14 protein-coding genes and 4 tRNA genes are annotated in these 19,110 nt (G+C 40.4%); 7 read left to right on the top strand and 11 right to left on the bottom strand.

Annotated features, from left to right (window positions below; genetic code table 11):
* Both IEY42_RS10535 and rlmKL read right to left on the bottom strand, forming a co-directional pair.
* A complete protein-coding gene (locus IEY42_RS10535; RefSeq protein WP_188925186.1) occupies positions 1-234 on the bottom strand; it encodes a glutaredoxin family protein in 234 nt (77 codons plus the stop codon).
* The gene (gene rlmKL / locus IEY42_RS10530; protein WP_188925185.1) at positions 224-2,359 is read right to left on the bottom strand and encodes a bifunctional 23S rRNA (guanine(2069)-N(7))-methyltransferase RlmK/23S rRNA (guanine(2445)-N(2))-methyltransferase RlmL; all 2,136 of its coding nucleotides are present in this window, start codon (positions 2,357-2,359) and stop codon (positions 224-226) included. The genes IEY42_RS10535 and rlmKL overlap by 11 nt, the downstream gene beginning before the upstream one ends.
* Before the next feature lie 292 nt (positions 2,360-2,651).
* Here rlmKL and IEY42_RS10525 point away from each other — a divergent pair.
* The 4 genes from IEY42_RS10525 to IEY42_RS10510 all read left to right on the top strand — a co-directional run bounded on the left by IEY42_RS10525 (position 2,652) and on the right by IEY42_RS10510 (position 3,230).
* Positions 2,652-2,727 (top strand) — tRNA-Met (locus IEY42_RS10525).
* A gap of 45 nt (positions 2,728-2,772) precedes the next feature.
* Positions 2,773-2,848, top strand: a tRNA-Met gene (locus IEY42_RS10520).
* 45 nt (positions 2,849-2,893) lie between these two features.
* Positions 2,894-2,969: transfer RNA gene (locus tag IEY42_RS10515), tRNA-Met, on the top strand.
* Positions 2,970-3,154: 185 nt separating this feature from the next.
* A tRNA-Met gene (locus IEY42_RS10510) sits at positions 3,155-3,230 on the top strand.
* Between the two features lie 477 nt (positions 3,231-3,707).
* On the opposite strand, the gene IEY42_RS10505 is transcribed toward IEY42_RS10510, so the two are convergent.
* The 8 genes from IEY42_RS10505 to prmB all read right to left on the bottom strand — a co-directional run bounded on the left by IEY42_RS10505 (position 3,708) and on the right by prmB (position 10,340).
* Positions 3,708-4,403, bottom strand: a complete 696-nt coding sequence (locus IEY42_RS10505) for an alpha/beta fold hydrolase (protein ID WP_188925184.1) — start codon at positions 4,401-4,403, stop codon at positions 3,708-3,710.
* A 15-nt stretch (positions 4,404-4,418) separates the two neighbouring features.
* Positions 4,419-4,793 (bottom strand): rhodanese-like domain-containing protein, encoded by a 375-nt coding sequence (locus tag IEY42_RS10500; protein WP_188925183.1) that lies wholly within the window; start codon positions 4,791-4,793, stop codon positions 4,419-4,421.
* 263 nt (positions 4,794-5,056) lie between these two features.
* Positions 5,057-5,596 carry an RNA methyltransferase gene (locus IEY42_RS10495; protein WP_188925182.1) on the bottom strand — a complete coding sequence of 180 codons (540 nt, stop codon included), beginning with the start codon at positions 5,594-5,596 and terminating at the stop codon, positions 5,057-5,059.
* Between the two features lie 21 nt (positions 5,597-5,617).
* A complete protein-coding gene (locus IEY42_RS10490; RefSeq protein ID WP_188922506.1) occupies positions 5,618-5,896 on the bottom strand; it encodes a YfcL family protein in 279 nt (92 codons plus the stop codon).
* 3 nt (positions 5,897-5,899) lie between these two features.
* A complete protein-coding gene (locus IEY42_RS10485; protein ID WP_188925181.1) occupies positions 5,900-7,036 on the bottom strand; it encodes an ATP-NAD kinase family protein in 1,137 nt (378 codons plus the stop codon).
* A 28-nt stretch (positions 7,037-7,064) separates the two neighbouring features.
* On the bottom strand, positions 7,065-8,246 hold the full coding sequence (locus IEY42_RS10480) for an MFS transporter (protein ID WP_188925180.1): 1,182 nt from the start codon (positions 8,244-8,246) through the stop codon (positions 7,065-7,067).
* Positions 8,246-9,340, bottom strand: coding sequence for a chorismate synthase (gene aroC / locus IEY42_RS10475; protein ID WP_188925179.1), 1,095 nt, complete (start codon positions 9,338-9,340; stop codon positions 8,246-8,248). Before aroC ends, IEY42_RS10480 begins: the two co-directional genes overlap by 1 nt.
* Positions 9,341-9,395: 55 nt before the next feature.
* Positions 9,396-10,340 carry a 50S ribosomal protein L3 N(5)-glutamine methyltransferase gene (gene prmB / locus IEY42_RS10470; protein WP_188925178.1) on the bottom strand — a complete coding sequence of 315 codons (945 nt, stop codon included), beginning with the start codon at positions 10,338-10,340 and terminating at the stop codon, positions 9,396-9,398.
* Positions 10,341-10,420: 80 nt separating this feature from the next.
* Between prmB and smrB the strand changes: the two genes are divergently transcribed.
* The gene (smrB, locus tag IEY42_RS10465; RefSeq protein WP_188925177.1) at positions 10,421-10,948 is read left to right on the top strand and encodes an endonuclease SmrB; all 528 of its coding nucleotides are present in this window, start codon (positions 10,421-10,423) and stop codon (positions 10,946-10,948) included.
* 77 nt (positions 10,949-11,025) lie between these two features.
* On the opposite strand, the gene sixA is transcribed toward smrB, so the two are convergent.
* The gene (gene sixA / locus IEY42_RS10460; protein ID WP_188925176.1) at positions 11,026-11,505 is read right to left on the bottom strand and encodes a phosphohistidine phosphatase SixA; all 480 of its coding nucleotides are present in this window, start codon (positions 11,503-11,505) and stop codon (positions 11,026-11,028) included.
* Positions 11,506-11,694: 189 nt separating this feature from the next.
* Here sixA and IEY42_RS10455 point away from each other — a divergent pair, with 189 nt between their 5' ends.
* Both IEY42_RS10455 and IEY42_RS10450 read left to right on the top strand, forming a co-directional pair.
* Complete coding sequence (locus tag IEY42_RS10455; RefSeq protein ID WP_188925175.1) at positions 11,695-14,484, top strand: insulinase family protein; 2,790 nt, start codon at positions 11,695-11,697, stop codon at positions 14,482-14,484.
* Between the two features lie 276 nt (positions 14,485-14,760).
* Positions 14,761-19,062 carry an EAL domain-containing protein gene (locus IEY42_RS10450; RefSeq protein WP_188925174.1) on the top strand — a complete coding sequence of 1,434 codons (4,302 nt, stop codon included), beginning with the start codon at positions 14,761-14,763 and terminating at the stop codon, positions 19,060-19,062.
* Positions 19,063-19,110 lie beyond the last annotated feature (48 nt).

Here is a 19,110-nt window from a genome sequence, read left to right as displayed (position 1 = left end):
CTAAACTCCTATAAACTCTTGTAATTGTGTGACATCAAAAGGCCAAAATAATTCACGGTCATCTTGCACTAACACAGGAATGCTAATGCCATAACGCTCGGCTAAGCTTGCGTCATCACAGATGTCGACGTGTTGATACTTAATATCAGTTTGTTCGATAAGTGATTGGGCTATTTCACACAGATGGCACCCCTCTGTGTGATACAAAATATAAGGCACAATACTACTTGGCATGGGTCAGTAACCACACATTATGAATATGCGGGTTGCGCTTATAATCAAGTGGTAAACATAAGTGGTCAATATTCGTCACGCTAATGCCGGCTTGGTTTAACGCTTCAATGTCCATTTTAAATTTACGTTTGTTGTTAGAAAAAATAAGTTCGCCCGTTGGAGACAACAGCTTAATTAATCCGCCTAACATTTCGACGTGATCACGCTGTACATCCCAGCTGTCTTCCATACGTTTTGAATTAGAAAACGTAGGCGGATCAATAAAAATCAAATCAAATTGCTGATCACTATTGTCTTTTATCCACTGTAAACAATCAGCCTGGATAAAGTCGTATTTAGCGCCAGACAAACCATTTAGCGCAAAGTTTTCTTTCGCCCAGTTAATATAGGTGTTTGACATATCAATAGTGGTGACTGTTTTAGCGCCACCAATTGCCGCATGTACAGACGCGGAGCCAGTATAAGCAAATAAATTAAGTACGCGTTTACCTTTAGATTTATCGCCCACTAGCTTTCGCGTTACACGGTGATCTAAAAACAGCCCAGTATCTAAATAACCGGTTAAGTTAAGCTTAAATTTAGCACCGTATTCTTCTGTGATGACCTCAACTTTACGTTCATCTAATTTTTGATACTGGCTTGTGCCTTTTTGACGTTCGCGGGTTTTTAGCGTCACGCGATCAGGATGAATACCTAATGCACTTGGCAATGCCAATAACACATCACTGATGCGGCGCTTGGTAACGGCTTCTGGGATGGTGGCTGGCGCTGAATATTCTTGAATGACCACGTAATCGACATACTTATCGATGGCCACGTTATATTCTGGCAAGTCGGCATCATACAAACGGTAGCTGTCGATACGTTCTTTTTTAGCCCATTTTTCAAGTTGCTTTATATTCTTTTTAATGCGGTTTGCAAATGCTGGAGCGATGTCGGCAATATCAACACCGTCAGGGAGCACAACGGCTTCACGACGAGTACTTTTAGCATGTAAGGTGTAAATGTTAAAAGCACACTCTAGTGCACCGTTGAACATTTTCATTTGTTTGTCAGCTTTAAGCTTTAGCGACGATAATAGTTCAATGTCGCTGCACAACATGGCAATTTTCCAACCACCAAACTCTTTTTTCAACTTGTCACCAAGCTGGTAATAAAGTTGAAGCAGTTCAGTGACATTACCTAAACGCTCACCATAGGGCGGGTTAGAAATTAAAAAGCCTTCACTTACTGGAGGCGTAACGTCTAAAGCATCAGAAACGGTAAATTCAATAAATTCTGCTACGCCTGCATTTTCGGCATTACGTTTTGCAATTGAAACAAGGTGCGCTTCAATATCAGAACCGTAAAACTTAATCTTGCAGCGTGTTTTACCTAATGTTGCGCGAGCTTGGGCTTCGTCAAAAATAGTTTGCCACATCGTTTTGTTGTGACTTTGCCAGTTTTCAAAACCAAATTTTTCACGCTTTAAGCCTGGGGCAATATCGGCCGCCATTAAAGCGGCTTCAATTAATACGGTGCCGCTACCACAAAATGGGTCGAGGATAGTCGTTTGATTGGCTTGCCAACCACTGCGCACTAGCATATTGGCCGCGAGGTTTTCTTTTAACGGGGCTTCGCCTGTTGTTGAACGATAACCTCGCTGATGTAACGATGCCCCAGAAAAGTTCATCGAAATGGTTAATTGGCCATTACGGAAATGCGCATCGATTTTAAAATCAGGATTTACACGTTCAACATCTGGACGCGGGGTACCATCATCACGAAAACGGTCAACAACCGCATCTTTGATTTTTAGCGCGCCGAATTGAGTATTATTGATAAAACCACCTGTACCATGGAAATCTATACTGAAGGTTTTTTTATGTGAAAAGTGCGATGGCCAATCGATACAATACGCTGCGTTATAAAGTTGCTCGGCAGATTCACAAGCTCCTTTATAAATAACTAATACGATACGGCTCGCTAAGCGAGTCCACAGGGTGATCCGATATGCCAGTTCAAGCGGTGCAGAAAAGTACACACCGGCAACGCTTTCTTTAACATCGGTAGCGCCAAAATCTTTCAATTCAGAGGCTAGGCTATATTCAAAACCCTTAGGGGCTGCAGCAAAAAGATTAAACATGTATTAGTCAGTCATCGTTACACAAAATTCAGTGCAGCATTATACCTGTTCAAACACATATCCCCAACGACTTATCGAAATGAGACTATAAATTCCGCAATTTGCCAGTTAAATAATCAATACCTGCAATTTAGACCAAAGAGCGATTAATTAACCAGCAAACAAATAGGTTTAATTAGATTTTGCTTGCAAACTTTAAGGAGGATCGCTATAGTTCGCTCCGCTTTGAAGCAGACAAGAAAACACGCCAACAGGCATGTAGCTTAGATTCAACGAAGCAGCGTTTATCGGACGCGGGATGGAGCAGTTGGTAGCTCGTCGGGCTCATAACCCGAAGGTCGTAGGTTCAAGTCCTGCTCCCGCAACCAATTCTTTGGTCAATAGAATTAAAATAATTGACAGCGTTTATCGGACGCGGGATGGAGCAGTTGGTAGCTCGTCGGGCTCATAACCCGAAGGTCGTAGGTTCAAGTCCTGCTCCCGCAACCAATTCTTTGGTCAATAGAATTAAAACAATTGATAGCGTTTATCGGACGCGGGATGGAGCAGTTGGTAGCTCGTCGGGCTCATAACCCGAAGGTCGTAGGTTCAAGTCCTGCTCCCGCAACCAATTCTTTAGTCAATAGAATTAAAATAATTGATAGCGTTTATCGGACGCGGAATAGCACAATTGATAGATAGTCGGGCTCAGTTTTTTATAAACAAGAGTCGAAGGTCGCAGCTTTTTATCAAGTCTTGCTCCCGCAACCACTTTTTTGTTTGACAAGAATAAAGATAAACGTAATCAAAATCAGTCGCGGGATGGAGCAGTTGGTAGCTCGTCGGGCTCATAACCCGAAGGTCGTAGGTTCAAGTCCTGCTCCCGCAACCATTTTGAAAAATCATTATATTTACCCCCCCACATACAATAAAACCCCATATTTAACTCCAATTAAATATAAAAACTCCATTATTACCAGACCAATACCAAAGCAGTTGATAGCTCGTCGGCCTCAGCTTTTTATAAACAAGAGTCGAAGGTCGTAGCTTTTTTATCAAGTCCTGCTCCCGCAACCATTTTGAAAAATATTGACTCTTATATCCAATTCAAATCTTCATATCCAATCTAATTCAAATATAAAAACTCTAATACCATCAGGCTAGTACCAAAGCAGTTGGTAGCTCGTCGGGCCCAGCTTTTCACAAACCGCTGTATTTTATAAACAGCCCTTTTTTATAAGCCAAAGCGAAGGTCATTGCTCTTTCTTTTTATCAAGTCCTGATCCCACAACGACTTCCTATACTCAAAAAATAGCGCCGCGCATACCATTCAACTACGTGAATAAACTCAACATATGTCAGCTCATGCTTAATCAAGTGTGTTAAGGAAGGTTTCAATACATTGATTTACCGTATCGGGTTGTTCAGCAAAGACCATGTGACTGCCCTCTTCTATAATGGCAATTTGCGCGTTGGGGATATGCTGCTGTAAAAATGTGGCATATTTTATCGGTGTCATTTGATCAGCATCGCCCACAATAATTAACGTGGGGACATCAATTTGCGGCAGTTGTTCAATAACGTCAAATTTATCGCACATGGTGAAATCAGTCAGCATAACACTAACGCCATTTTTGATAATTGAAGTGTTGATTTGTGATTGTAGAGGTTCGGCAATATTTTGATTTGCCGCCAGTAAATACTCTGGAAAAGGCTGTGCTGACTCGATCAATGTTGAAAGTGATTGTAATAGTTGAGGCATCACTTTGAGCCGAGCTCCCGCGCCAATGAGCACTAACGCCTTTAATTGTATCTTTGCCTTTGCTGAGATAGCGAGTTGCATTGCTACGGCGCTACCAAGAGAATGCCCAACTAATACCACTTCATCCAACTGATGCTGCGCAATGTAGTCTACCAGCCATTGAGTTAACGCATCTACAGTTGTCAGTGTTTGCCCATCTGGGTGACCGGGGTAATCAATAGCAATGCTATGTTCAAAAAACTGTTGCTGGTGCTGCCAAACAACATGGGTACAGCCCGAGCCATGTAAAAAGAGTAACGTCATATTGATGAACCTTTTCTATTTTTCTTGAGTTGATAATGTCGGCAGTTTCGCTTTCCACCAGCTCAACATTCCACCTTTAAGTTGGTACACATCTTTAATACCATACTGCTTAAGTTTTCTAACGGCCGGAATGCTTCGATGGGCGGAGAGGCAAATAACGATGACTTTCTGGTCAGCATTTAGCCGAAGTTTTTCAACAGAATCAGCAGAGAAGTGAGTAATAGGAAGGTTAATCGCCCCTTTGATGTGTGATTTATCCCACTCCAGCGTAGTGCGCACATCGACAATTTGAATATTGTTATTTTCAAGATGTTGAAAAACGGTTTTTGCATCCATTTCTGGCACATGTCCAAACGGTAGCCATTGGGATAATCGGCTGAGGAATGACATAGGTAGCTCCACAAAATAATAAAGGGTAGCTTAAACTACATTATTTTCAGGCTTTTATTCAATCTATTAAGGCTTGATACCAGCATGACTTGAAAGAGAATCACTATCCATTCAGTCATGCGCCTTGTTTAAGCACTTTTAAACTCTCGCTGAGTCATTACTTATTTACACTAAATGGTATTGATAATTAAAATTAACAAGCATAAAAAATGCCGGATGATTTCTCATTCGGCATTTTCGAATAAATATGATATTGAGCGAACTTACTTCAACCAATGCTTCACTTTAGTCCGGTTATTATTATCACGACTTTGTTTTATCAATTCATCATCCGCTTTAACTTGGGTCATTTTAGCAAGGCGATCATAAAGTAGTACATTGACTGATGCCGCTAAATTCATACAACCTACCGTCGGCACATAAACAACATCGGTCGCGGCATCAATTAATTGCTGCGGAATAGTGCCATCTTCTGGGCCGAAGATATAAAATGCATTATTGGGATGAGTAAATAACGGTAATGGGGTCGCACCAACCACCAAGTCAACACATACAATGGTTGCACCTTGAGGCACGCTTTCAAGTAATGACTCAACCCCCACTAACGGAATACGTTTAGCTGCATCTTTAGTGTCGACATCATATTGCGCATCACCAGACTTAGCTGCTAGCTCGTAACGCTTGCCGGTATAACAGACACTGTCGACACCATAACAGCCTGCAGCGCGCATAATGCCGCCAACGTTAACCGGGGTTTTGGGGTTGACTAAACCAATAGTCACTTGTGATAAAGAATTGACCATAAAGCCGATTTTTATTCCTATTTATGCTGCTTGCGCAACGATACGTTGACGCAATTGTTGCCAGGCAGCTTCGACTAACGCGTAATCGTCTGCATTTAATTCTTCATCAGCTAATGCTAAGCAGCCTAGTAGTTTTTGATCGAGAGCGGCTAAATCTTGCTCAGCTTCGACTTCTAACTCAGCTAACACAACAGCGATATGACCTTGTAAGTAACCACAAGCAAACAATGCATCATCGTCACTGTTATTTACGCTTTCTTCGATCCAAGATTCTAATGCTGCATCGTACTGTTCTAACATGGTTTAGTTCTCCACTAAATCTGGGTTGGCTACTTGATACATTACGTAATCGCGGAAGCCAGTGACTATTTTGTAATAGCCTGTGAGTGCTTTGTCTAATTCAGGGTCGCCACTATCCACAATTAATGGTCGACCTTCAAGTGCTTTAAGCTTAGTTTTTGTGGCTAGGATAAAAATATTGTCTTTTGGGATGCGTTTTATCAGCTCTGGTGACAATTGCTGATTACCTCGCCCCAATATGTGCCCCTGCCCACCAATAAGAGTGATCACTAATTTAACCTTCTCAAGGGAGAAATTCTCAGTCAATTCGAGTAATTGATTGGCACTGACATCTTGAGCAATTAACGTTTTGTCTTGAATAACATCAACGCCGAGTAAAGTATTGTCTATCCCTAAATCTTCCATCACAGCGGCAACGGTACTGCCCGACCCCATAATGAATAACTCATCGTCCATTGATTCAATAATATCGGCGGCAATGTCGGCTAACACTAACTCATCCACTTCTTTACCGCCCATTTTCACCGCTTGAATATATCGCGGCTCTGCTGGGACTATCATTTCACCAAATCGTTTTGCTCTTACCGTGCCTTGTCTAAAGGCAACTTCATCTATGTCCATCACGTCGGCCGACATTAAACTGACAAGCTCACCTTGCAGTAACATGCTCACCACCAGACCAGAAGCATGTGGCGTAATACCATAGACACCAGAGTGGATCTTAACGCCAGCAGGTACACCTAATACGGGCAACTTATCTTCAACAACAGCATAAATATCGCGCGCGGTGCCATCGCCGCCAGCAAACAGCAATAAATCTAACTGTTGCTCGAGTAAACACGTGACTGCATTTTGGGTATCTTGCAAGGAGGTGGTCGTTTCGCTGTAATAGACTTCATTGGTAGTAAAGCCCATTTGGTGACATAAATTTGCGCCCATGTCGCCCGAAGCGGTAATGATGTCAACGTTATTAATAAAAGGTAATATTACCGCTAAGGCCTGCTCCATACGAAGCTGAGCTTTAGGGATTGCGCCTTTAGCAATGGCTTCTAAAGCTACGCCGTCGGAGCCTTTTAATCCAACACTGCCACCTAATCCTGCTAACGGATTAATGATTACCCCTAAGCGAAAACGTTTCACAATAACTCCTTGCGACTCTTTTAAGATGTTAATCTTGTACTGTATTAGCGGTGGCTTCACCATTAATATTGGGGATCATCATTACCGCAATCATAGATAAAAACGCACAGCTAGCGGCAAAGACCCACACCCACATCGTTTGGCTGCCATCGCCCCAAATCATACCGCTTATCCAGGTACCTAACGCACCGCCCACACCAAAACTCACGCTGGCATACAACGCCTGCCCTGTACTGCGATGACTAACATTAAAATGCCGATGAATAAAATGAATCGACGCGGCGTGCACTAAGCCAAAGGTAAATGCGTGAAGGATTTGGCTGATGATCAACAGTAAAAGAGACTCAACGCCAAAAGCCAACAACAGCCAGCGAACGGCCGTCAGCAACATACTCACCACAAGCAAAACGCGAATTCCATACCGGCGGATCAACCGAGATGAATAAAAGAAGAGGATGATTTCGGCAAATACGCCAAGGGCAACCAGTATGCCAGCAACGGTTTCGGAATAACCAAACTGCTTTAAGTAGAGTACGAAGAAACCATAAAAAGGCCCGACACTCATCTGCAGCAACATCGCCGATAACATAAACAAAATAAGCGAGGCGTCGAATGTTAATTTAGGTCGGTCTGCACGATTAACCACTACACTGCGGTTAGCCGGTAACGGTAATGAACAGGCAAATAAGCCAAGAAATAATATCATGCCCATATAAGGCAGCACTTCAGGGCCCCAATAATCAATGGCAAAACCGCCACTTATCACTAACACAATATAGCCGACACTGCCCCAGCTGCGAATGGCCCCATAACGCTCAGCTTTGTCACCTAAGGTTTCTAAGGTAATCACTTCTAACTGCGCCAGAATTGAGTTCCAAAAAAAGGTGTAAATGGCCAAACTAACAGCAAGGTATAAAAAACTGCCGTCAAAGAAAAAGCTAATGTACGTTATTGCGGCAGCGAACGATCCAAGCTTAATCAGCTCGGCGCGCATCCCTGTTCGGTCTGCTACTGCCGCCCAAATGTTAGGCGCTACAATGCGCGTGGCCATTAAAATGGCCAGCAAAAATCCAATCTCTTGCGCATTGAAGCCTCGGCTATCAAAAAAGACCCCTAAATAGGGGACCATGATGCCGAGAATAGAAAAGAAAAAGAAATAGCAGGCGCCGAGCCAGCGTAAATCTGGTTCAGCGCGGTGACTTGAGGGCATTAACACATTCCAATCTCTGGCGTATGACGAACAACATCTTGATTTTGCGCGCGGTGTCTTAATAAATGATCCATTAATACAATCGCTAACATGGCTTCAGCAATTGGTACTGCACGAATGCCCACACAAGGATCGTGTCGACCTTTAGTGATCATATCAACCGTATCACCCTGCACTGTCATGCTTTGACCCGGCACACTGATACTTGATGTTGGCTTTAACGCTATATGAGCCACAACTGGCTGACCTGATGAAATTCCACCTAATACACCACCAGCATGATTAGAGGCAAAACCCTCTGGTGACATTAAGTCGCGACCTTCAGAGCCTTTTTGGGTAACCACGCCAAAACCATCACCGATTTCAACACCTTTAACGGCATTAATGCCCATAAGCGCATGAGCAATATCAGCATCGAGTCGATCAAATACTGGCTCACCTAAACCTACTGGTACGCCGGTGGCAGCCACGGTAATTTTAGCGCCAATCGAGTCACCCGATTTACGTAAACCACGCATGTATTCATCTAATGCTTCTAACTTAGTCGCATCAGGGAAAAAGAATGCATTTTGTTCGATTTGGGTTAAATCAACAGTTTCAGCAGTAATTGGTCCTAGCTGAGCAAGGTAGCCATGAATTTCAATACCATGCACTTGCTTAAGGTATTTTTTAGCCACTGCGCCCGCAGCAACACGCATCGCAGTTTCACGAGCAGATGAACGACCACCACCACGGTAATCGCGCATGCCATATTTTTGCTGATATGTATAATCGGCATGACCTGGGCGAAAAGTGTCTTTAATGTCTGAATAATCTTGGCTGCGTTGATCGGTATTTTCAATCAATAGACCAATCGAGGTGCCTGTCGTTTTACCTTCAAACACACCCGATAAAATTTTCACTTCATCGGCTTCACGTCTAGCGGTGGTGTAACGCGATGTGCCTGGACGTCTTCTGTCTAAATCATGTTGCATATCTTCAACGGTTAATTCGAGCCCTGGTGGGCAACCATCAATAATACAACCCAAGGCGACACCATGGCTTTCACCAAAGGTTGTCACAACAAAGTTTTGACCAATACTGTTTCCTGACATGCGCGTTAACTACCTCTATATTTGATTCAATCGACTGCCTGTTGCTTGCTCTGTATTATTCAACATCTTTGTATACAGAGAAAAGTGATTCATTTTCAACTAACTGATCACGGGTTAATACAAACACACCGTCACCGCCAAATTCAAAATCTACCCAAGTGAATGGCACATCAGGGAATTGTTCAATTAGATGTACCATTGAATTACCGACTTCAATCACTAACACCCCATTTTCAGTCAAGTAATCAGCAGCATTGGCTAAAATGCGCTTGGTTAAATCTAAACCATCGCGGCCCGAGGCTAAACCAATGGCTGGCTCGTGGTGATACTCATCTGGCATGTCGCCAATATCTTCAGCATCCACATACGGCGGATTTGAAACGATTAAATCGTAATGCGGCCCTTTAGGAATTGCTGAGAATAAATCAGACTGGATAGGGAAAACACGCTCCATCACATCAAGTGACTCAATGTTAATTTGGGCCACTTCTAATGCATCTTCACTAATATCAAGCGCATCCACTTCTGCATCTTCAAATGCATGAGCACACGCAATGGCAATACAACCGCTACCCGTACACAAATCCATAATGCGGTGCACAGGCTTGTTGTATAACCATGGACTAAACTGGTTATTAATCATTTCAGCAATGGGTGAACGTGGTACTAACACACGCTCATCAACATAAAACTCAAGCCCGGCAAAACGCGCTTTGTTGGTTAAATACGGTACAGGTAAACGTTCGCGTACTCGACGAATGATTAACTCAACAATTTTATGTTTTTCGCTGCTCGTCAAGTTACTTAAAATAACTTGCTGACCGATTTCTTCGGGTAAGTGTAAAGCATGAAAAACCAATGCAATGGCTTCGTCCCAAGCATTATCAGTACCGTGACCATAATAAATATTGGCATCATTAAAACGGCTAACAGCCCAGCGCAACATATCACCTATAGTACGTAACTCAGTGACCGCTTCATCTACAAAGATCTTATCCAAAACACACTCCTAAAAAAATTGTTCTGCGCTATTGTAACTGATGTCTATTAAGATGACCTAGAATTCAATACAATACCGCCATGAAAGACGAAAATGACTCAGACACGTTGCTGTTTAGCCAACTGATAGACGGTATCAAACCTCTCAAGCAAGATACCCACCATTTTAAACAGCCTGTCAAACCTAAAAAACAATTCGAATTTAAAGAGCGTCAAATCCACGTTGACAGCTATTTTTCGGACACTTATCAGCCGCTGTTGCCGGTCGATGGGCCTATGCGTTGGATAAATGACAGCGCAGATAAGCTTGAGCTAAAACGCTTAAGACGTGGTGACTATTCGCCCGATTTGTTACTTGATTTACATGGTCTACGCCAATCTGAAGCCAAACTTGAGCTGGCAGCACTGATTCAAGCTTGCGTTAAACAAAGCAGTATTTGTTGTTGTGTGATGCACGGTTTCGGTACGGGGATTTTAAAGCAGCAATTACCTTTGTGGTTAGCGCAACACCCTAAGGTAAAAGCGTTTCATCAAGCACCTAAAGAATGGGGCGGCGATGCAGCGTTATTGGTATTAATTGATATTGGTGAGCAGCCACATAGGCGTTAAGCGTAGTAGAGGTAATTTAAATATTAGGCTGTTGCTGATTGCAAGGTAAGTAAAGACTTACCTTGCACTTATTATAACTAGCGTGCGGCCATCACTTGATGAGCAGCTGTCATGGCAACAAAACTGCATTGATGCATATGTTTGTCAATTTGTGCCACTGCAGATGTCGCAAATAATGGCGGCTCAATACCAGCTACTAATTCACTGACCATAAAGCCTAAAATAGGCATATGTGCAATCACCAGTACATTGTCTGCTTTGTACTGTTCAGCATAAGCAAGTACCACATCTACTGCCTTTTTGGCATCACCAGATGGAGTAACATCATCAAGTACAACTAATTTGCGAGATGCTGGTAAGTGTTTACTGACTTCTTGCCACGTTTGCTGAGCACGTAAATATGGGCTCACGATAACTAAATCTAGTTGATTTACATGTTTACCTAACCAGTTAGCCATGTATCCACTGTGTATACGGCCTGTTTCGGTTAGTTTACGTTCTCGGTCAGACGGCGCATCAAAGCCGGCTTCGCCATGTCGCATCAAAAATAACTGCATACTTCTCTCTGGATATTTTTATTATCGTTCTTCGGCAATTGTAGCGCTAAATAGCACAACAACAAACCCTAGTATCGCCGATAATTAGCTAAACTTTAGTCGATAAAAGCATAAAACATGCCTTCGCTATTTGCTAAAAACTCATAAGAAGATCAATATATAACAAGTTATGTTTTCTGGAGCCTTCTTTTGCCTGATTATCCAGCAGTTTATAAAAGCCAAAATGATCATCGCCAATATCAATATCGAGTATTAAGCAATCAATTACGAGTGCTTTTGGTTGAAGATATGCAATCAAACCAAGCTGCAGCCTCAATGGCGGTCAGCGTTGGTCATTTTGACGATCCCGCAGAGCGGCCTGGAATGGCACATTTTCTTGAACATATGTTGTTTTTAGGTACCGATAAATACCCAGATTCAGGCGAGTACCATGCCTATATCAATCAGCATGGCGGTAACAACAATGCATGGACAGGCACTGAACAAACTAACTTTTTTTACAGCATCAATGCCGACGCGTTAGAAGGCTCTTTAGACCGCTTTAGCCAGTTTTTTATCGCGCCTAAATTTGATTTAGAATTAGTCGACCGAGAAAGACACGCTATTGAGTCAGAGTTTAGCTTAAAACTCAAAGACGACATTCGCCGGGTTTACCAGGTGCAAAAAGAATCCGTTAATCCTAAACACCCTTTCTCAAAATTCTCTGTGGGTAATTTAGCCACTTTAGCAGGTAAGCAGGCCGCTATTCGTGATGAGCTTTTAGCATTTTATCGACAACACTACAGCGCAAACATCATGACACTGTGTGTTGTCGCGCCGCGTTCAATTGCAGAGTTAGAAGCCATTGTGACGCAATATTTTTCGACAATCGAAAACCGAAATGTCAGTAAACACTATCCCAATGAAGCCTTACTTAACAAAGAACAACAACAAAAGCATATTAAAATCGTGCCGCTCAAAGATCAAAAACGAGTCAGCATTTGTTTTGCTTTGCCCGAGATAGATCAATTTTATAAACGCAAACCGCTAACGTTTATCAGCCATTTACTCGGTAATGAGAGTCCAGGGAGTTTGTTGTCGTATCTGAAACTGCAAGGTTTAGCGAATAACTTGTCTGCTGGCGGTGGGGTTAATGGTTATAACTTTAAAGATTATTCCATCAGTATTCAGTTAACCGATAAAGGTTATATTGAGTTAGATGAAGTAGTCACCTGTGTATTTGAATATATTGAGCTCATAAAACAACAAGGCGTTAGCGCTTGGCGTTATCAAGAACGCGCTAGCCTATTAGATACCGCATTTAGGTACCAGGAGCAAATTAAAACCTTGGACTTAGCCAGCCATCTCAGCATAAACATGCATCACTATGATATTGAAGATATTATTTATGGTGATTACCGAATGGATGAAATGCATGAAGATGAAACCATGCAATTATTATCGATGATGTCAGTGAGCAATATGCGCTTAATGACAGTGGCTAAAGAATCACAAGTAGATAAACAAGCAGCATGGTATGACACGCCTTATCAGGTCACATCATTACAGCCACATCAACTGGATAAATGGTCTGCGATAACCACTCGACATGCACTTAAACTGCCTGAAAAAAACCCGTTTATTGTGGCTAATCCTCAAGCTCGCTCAGACAAAAGTAACACCGATGTACCCAAGATAGTCGCTGAAGGCGAAGGTTACCGTATTTGGCACAAAAAGGATGATGAGTTCAATGTACCAAAAGGTCACTTATACTTGTCACTTGATTCAGACCAAGCAAGCTCAACTCCGAGACAAGCCGCATTAACCCGACTTTACGTTGAAATGCTAATCGATTACCTCACAGAACCAACTTACCAGGCTGAAGTGGCTGGGCTAAATTACAACATTTACCCGCATCAAGGGGGAATAACCCTGCACCTCACAGGATTTACTGGCAATCAAGAAAAACTATTAACACTAATTATCAATAAAGCGCGCGAACGTAACTTTACCGAACAACGCTTTAACATGATTAAAAAGCAAATTTTACGCAGCTGGAATAACGTTGCTCAAGCAAAACCTATTTCACAATTATTTACTAGCTTAACGGTCACCCTGCAAAAGAGAAGTTTTGAACCCGCTAGAATGGCAGAAGAGTTAGCAGAGCTCACCCTAAGTGATCTACATAATCACGTAAGTGCATTTTACAAAAAGGTTTATCTTGAAGGGCTTGTCTACGGTGATTGGTTAGAACAAGAAACCCAGCAACTGGGTAAACGCTTAAAACATTTACTGTCGCTGGTAACCAAGCCAAGCGCAGAATCCTCAAGAGAGTTAGTCAATTTAGATAAAAGAGGCTCACTACTGCGCGAAAAAAGCATTGCCCATCAAGACAGTGCCATCATTGTTTATTACCAATCACGAGCGGCCACACCAGAACGCATGGCACTGTTTAGCTTGTTAAACCACACAATGTCTTCAACCTTCTTTCACGAGTTACGCACTAAGCAACAACTCGGCTATATGGTTGGCACGGGTTATTTACCGCTAAATCGACACCCTGGGATTATCTTTTATGTGCAATCCCCTACAACTGGACCTAGGCAGCTCCTAGAAGCCATTGATGAGTTTATCGCTGACTTTAACTATGCCGTTATGCAAATCACCAATGAGCAGTGGGAAAGTACCAAGCAAGGCATGATTAGCCAAATAATGGAAAATGACACCAATTTAAAAACGCGCAGCCAACGTTACTGGGTAAGCTTAGGAAACCGAGATTATCAATTTAACCAACGTGAAACCGTTGTTGCAGAAGTCATGAAGTTAACTCGAGCAGACTTAATTAAATTTATGGTGGCCCACATGCGCAGTCGAGACTGTGACCGCTTAGTATTATTCAGTTGTGGTGAACAACATCACAGCCAAGCAAGCTTGAGATCTGATAACATGATCGTCGATTTAAAAGCATTTAAGCAACAAGCTAACAAATTTCAGTTCTAAGATAACCATTGAGTGGTTGCATCACTATTTATCATGCAGCCACTAAAACACTGTCAAAAAAAGCATAAACGGAACCCGATACCATATAAAACTTTAGTACTACATAAGTTGCTGATAAAAAAGTAACTCTTTAATGAAATTATTAGAATGTTTGCACATTAATCTATCAATCACTTCTTTTTTGTTAACATGCTTTTGACAAACTCGCAGGTTTCTGAAAAAGTAGACAATTCATCAACTTCTTTGCGGCATCGAACGAGAATAAGTATAACAATTATGCCTAAAATTTTACTGTTTATCTGTGTTTGTTTTTTTATCAGCCCTTTTGCTATAGCCATAGAAATGGGAAACACAGAATCCAACTTTGATTTTCTACTCAACCATACTAATTACACCGTTGCTAACGGCTTATCTCAGGATACTGTCACAGCTATAACTGAAGATGTGCAAGGTTACGTTTGGGTTGGTACCATCAACGGTCTAAATCGTTTCGACGGTAATGAATTTAAACAATTCTATGCTGGAGATGATAATAAGTCATTACCAAGCTCATTTATTCGAAATTTCCTAAATATTGATAATGGTGATTTACTTATAGGAACTGATAAAGGGTTAATATTATACAACCCTAGCAATGGAACCTTTTTCAAAAATGAAATATCAGATCTTGTTGGAGAGAAAGCGATATGGTCTCTATCAAAAAATGGGGATGAAATTTTAATAGGATTAAAAAATAGAGTTATTGCTTACAATTATTTAGAAAACAAAGCAACGTTAGATTCTGAATCAAAAAACTATAATGAAGTAAAAAAAATTATCAAATTATCTGACCAGTTTTTTTTAAGAAATTATGACGGGGATGTTTACAAAATAAATCAAAACACAGAAAAAAAATTAATTAATGACTCAAATGACATAACATTACTGAACAATGAAGTAATAGCAGCAACTAAAAGTGGGGTTTATTTAATAACTAATAAAGCCGAGCTGATATCAGATGTGATAATAAAAACATTTAGTTTACAGGAAGAAGAAAAAAATAGTGAATTAGGAATAATAAGAAACAACTTATTCAACATCTCATATAATAATGGAAGATTAAACTTAACTAAAATTGGCTCGCTAAATATAAGCGAAGAAAGATTAAATAACACACTAATATCAAGAAGCTTTAATCATATATACTTATCTAACTTTGTAGACGGTTTTTTTGATATATCAAGAAGAATAAACCAACTAAGAAGACTAAACATACCAGAGTCAAACATTTGGTCTATGATTAAATTAGACGATGAATTACTAATTGCAGATAATACGGAAAGATTAAAGTCATACAATTTTGATACCAAATCTATTTCGGAAAAAAACAATAAATTCACACCTGGCCCAAAGACACTAGCGAAGATTGAAGATAAAATTTTTATAGGCACATCTGATGGCTTGATTATTAAAGATAACATAACAAAAAATGAGAAAAAGATACTAAATGATATAATATTTAGCATTAATATTTTTGATAGAATGATTTTTGCATCTACATTTGACGGAGTAGTATACAAACTAGATCCTGATGGGTCTTTAATATCTAAAATAGATACTGGAACCGGTTACCCAATTTACGATACACTTTTAGATGGAAAAATACTATTAATCGCATCTCAAAATGGTTTATTAAAATATGAGAACTCAAATCTAGAAAAAATATTCAATGACGATTTTGTATTTAGCATCACCAAAAACAATAACAAAGTTTATTTTGGAACAAGGAACTCTGTTTATTTATTAGAAAAAAATAAGATAACAAATATATTAAAAAGAAAAAAGATAATCTACTCGATGACCAACATAGGTAACACTATAACTATAGCATCAAATAGAGAAGTGATAATCATTGACACTGAGAAAAACAAAAACTATACATTAAACACTAGTGATGGTTCTTTTAATGATTACAATACCCAATCAGCTCTAAAACTTAATGACAAAGTATTACTAGGAAGTACAGAAGGCTTATTATTATTAGACCCAAAACTTTTAACGTTGAATATTGAAAGTGAAAAATCAAAAAAAATTAACATTGAAGAATTTTTATTATTTAATACACCGGTAAAAACTGGAAGTGAGAAACTTGAAAGACCAATAAACCTCACAAAGTCAATATCACTAAAGTATTCAGAGTATCCATTTTCATTTAAGTTCAATGTTTTAGGCGAAAAAAGCACGGACTTCGAATATTTCTATTATTTGGAAGATTTAGAGAAGGACTGGTTATCAACAAATGGAAGTAATACAGTTACCTATACGAACCTTTCTGCTGGTGAGTATACATTTAGGTTATATGCTGAACATAAATTTACAAAGAAAAAAACCGATGTAAGAAGTATTAAAGTGATAATCACACCACCATGGTGGTTATCTAATTTAGCCTTAGGTATATATACTACGTTTGTAATCATTATTATATTGCTGACGATCAGGGCTATAAACAAACGCCGGCAAACACAAAAACAAATCGCCTTGAGTGAAGAACGGTTAAAATTATCCTTGTGGGGCAGTGGCGATGAAATGTGGGACTGGGATATTGAAAGCGGTAAAATTTATCGCTCTAACATATGGGGATCATTAGATTTTCCTCAAGACGGCCGCCGTTCAGGTAACCCTGATGAAGAGAGCAACATTCACCCCTTAGATAGAGAACGTGTAGCAAAAGCGCTTAATGATCATTTTAACTCCATCACTGACCACTTTGAAATTGCTTATCGCGTTAAAGCACGCAACCAACAATGGATCTGGATTTTAGACCGGGCAAAAATTGTTGAGCGAGATCAAAAAGATCAACCTTTACGTATGACCGGCACGATCAAAGATATTAATAATATTAAACAAGCTGAAGAACAATTACGTTTGTTTGCTCGCGCAATTGAGAACATTTCTGAAGGCATGTTCATTTTAAACGAAAAATACCAATTTGTTGAAGTCAACGAAGCTTGCTGTGAACTCACGGCATCAACCCATGAAAAGTATCTCAGTGAAACACTCAGCTTTAGTCGTTACCCTGAAAGTTATTCAGAACAAATTAGGACGATTTTAAAACAACAAGGTAGCTGGAGCGGTGAAGTAGAAGCCAGCAGAGGCACGGATGATTTTTTCTTAATGGAACTCACCATTGATGCGATTTACAACGAACAAGGCGAAACAAGTCATTATGTTGGGATATTTTCGGATATTACTCGCCGTAAACAACAAGAAGAAGAGCTCAGAAAGCTGACCAACAATGATTTATTAACAGGCTTACCTAATCGCTCAAGCTTACAAGTCACTTTAAGTAACCTGGTAAAAAAAGACATTCATCATACCCTCATGGTGCTCGACCTAGATAACTTCAAACGGATTAATGATTCATTAGGCCATCAAATTGGCGATGACTTATTGATTGGAGTTGCAGAGCGGATCAAACTCGCAATACCTGAACATGCCAGCTTATACCGATTAGGCGGCGATGAATTTGCATTGCTTGTTGACCAGTTTCCAGACATTGGTAATTGCGCAGCGATAGCAACAAAAGTCATCAATTGTTTAAAACCAGCATTTAATATCAATAATGAATCACTGGTCTTAGGGATCAGTATTGGGATTGTGCTGTATCCCGAAGATGAACAAAATGAACAGGCGTTACTGCGTAAAGCTGACATTGCCATGTACCATGCGAAGTCCGCGGGTGGTAGCCGTTATCAATTCTATTCAGAGTCATTAAACCAAAATGCGTTACGCCAACTTGAAATTGAAAACCTCATAAGAGAAGCCTTAAAAGACGATTTGTTTGAGGTGTATTACCAGCCTAAAGTCGATGTAAAAAGAGAGCGTTTAGCCGGTATGGAAGCGCTGGTGCGCTTAAATCACCCTAAACTGGGGTTAATTGGCCCTAATGAGTTTATTCCATTAGCTGAAGAAAACGGCCTGATCATCGAAATTGGTGATGTGGTATTACGCAAAGCCTGTTTCGCAGCGCAAAAATGGTTAGAGTCAGGATTATTTGATGGTCGAGTGGCTGTCAATTTATCGTCAAAACAATTTGCATTAGTTGATTTACAACAGCGCATAGAGTCAATTTTACGACTGACAAAACTGCCAGCGAAACATTTAGAGTTAGAAATCACTGAAGGCACTGTAATCAAAAACCCAGAACAAGCCATTAAGGTGATGCAGCAACTCGCCAAAATGGGAGTAAGCTTGGCACTTGACGATTTTGGTACTGGTTACTCGTCATTATCGTATTTAAAACGCTTCCCAATTCATTGTTTAAAAATTGACAAGACTTTTGTTGACGATATCGATAAATCGGATCGCGACCTTAAAATGGTCGACTCCATTATCACCATAGCTCACAATATGGGGCTATCTGTTGTTGGCGAAGGTGTTGAGCAGACAGCACAACTCAACATCTTAAAAGCGCTAAATTGCGAAGAAATTCAAGGGTATATTTACAGCAAACCAATTAAAGAAACCGATTTTGAACTCATGCTAGCAGCCGATAAACTTAAACATGAGCCTTTAGCGCAAACGCTAATGAAAAAATAAATCATTCTCTCTTACTTTTGGCATGTTAAATGCTAATTCATGCTCAGT

The organism is Shewanella algicola (assembly GCF_014648035.1).
GTDB lineage: Bacteria > Pseudomonadota > Gammaproteobacteria > Enterobacterales > Shewanellaceae > Shewanella > Shewanella algicola.
The sequence above is the reverse complement of the archived record's forward strand: the minus strand, read 5'-3'. Positions and strand labels throughout refer to the sequence as shown.

Coding starts and splice junctions, on each gene's coding strand:
- IEY42_RS10505 (WP_188925184.1), bottom strand. CDS start 4,403: ATGACGTTACTCTTTTTACATGGCTCGGGCTGTACCCATGTTGTTTGG.
- rlmKL (WP_188925185.1), bottom strand. CDS start 2,359: ATGTTTAATCTTTTTGCTGCAGCCCCTAAGGGTTTTGAATATAGCCTA.
- IEY42_RS10490 (WP_188922506.1), bottom strand. CDS start 5,896: ATGTTAGAACAGTACGATGCAGCATTAGAATCTTGGATCGAAGAAAGC.
- aroC (WP_188925179.1), bottom strand. CDS start 9,340: ATGTCAGGAAACAGTATTGGTCAAAACTTTGTTGTGACAACCTTTGGT.
- IEY42_RS10480 (WP_188925180.1), bottom strand. CDS start 8,246: ATGCCCTCAAGTCACCGCGCTGAACCAGATTTACGCTGGCTCGGCGCC.
- sixA (WP_188925176.1), bottom strand. CDS start 11,505: ATGCAGTTATTTTTGATGCGACATGGCGAAGCCGGCTTTGATGCGCCG.
- IEY42_RS10535 (WP_188925186.1), bottom strand. CDS start 234: ATGCCAAGTAGTATTGTGCCTTATATTTTGTATCACACAGAGGGGTGC.
- IEY42_RS10450 (WP_188925174.1), top strand. CDS start 14,761: ATGCCTAAAATTTTACTGTTTATCTGTGTTTGTTTTTTTATCAGCCCT.
- IEY42_RS10500 (WP_188925183.1), bottom strand. CDS start 4,793: ATGTCATTCCTCAGCCGATTATCCCAATGGCTACCGTTTGGACATGTG.
- smrB (WP_188925177.1), top strand. CDS start 10,421: ATGAAAGACGAAAATGACTCAGACACGTTGCTGTTTAGCCAACTGATA.
- IEY42_RS10495 (WP_188925182.1), bottom strand. CDS start 5,596: ATGGTCAATTCTTTATCACAAGTGACTATTGGTTTAGTCAACCCCAAA.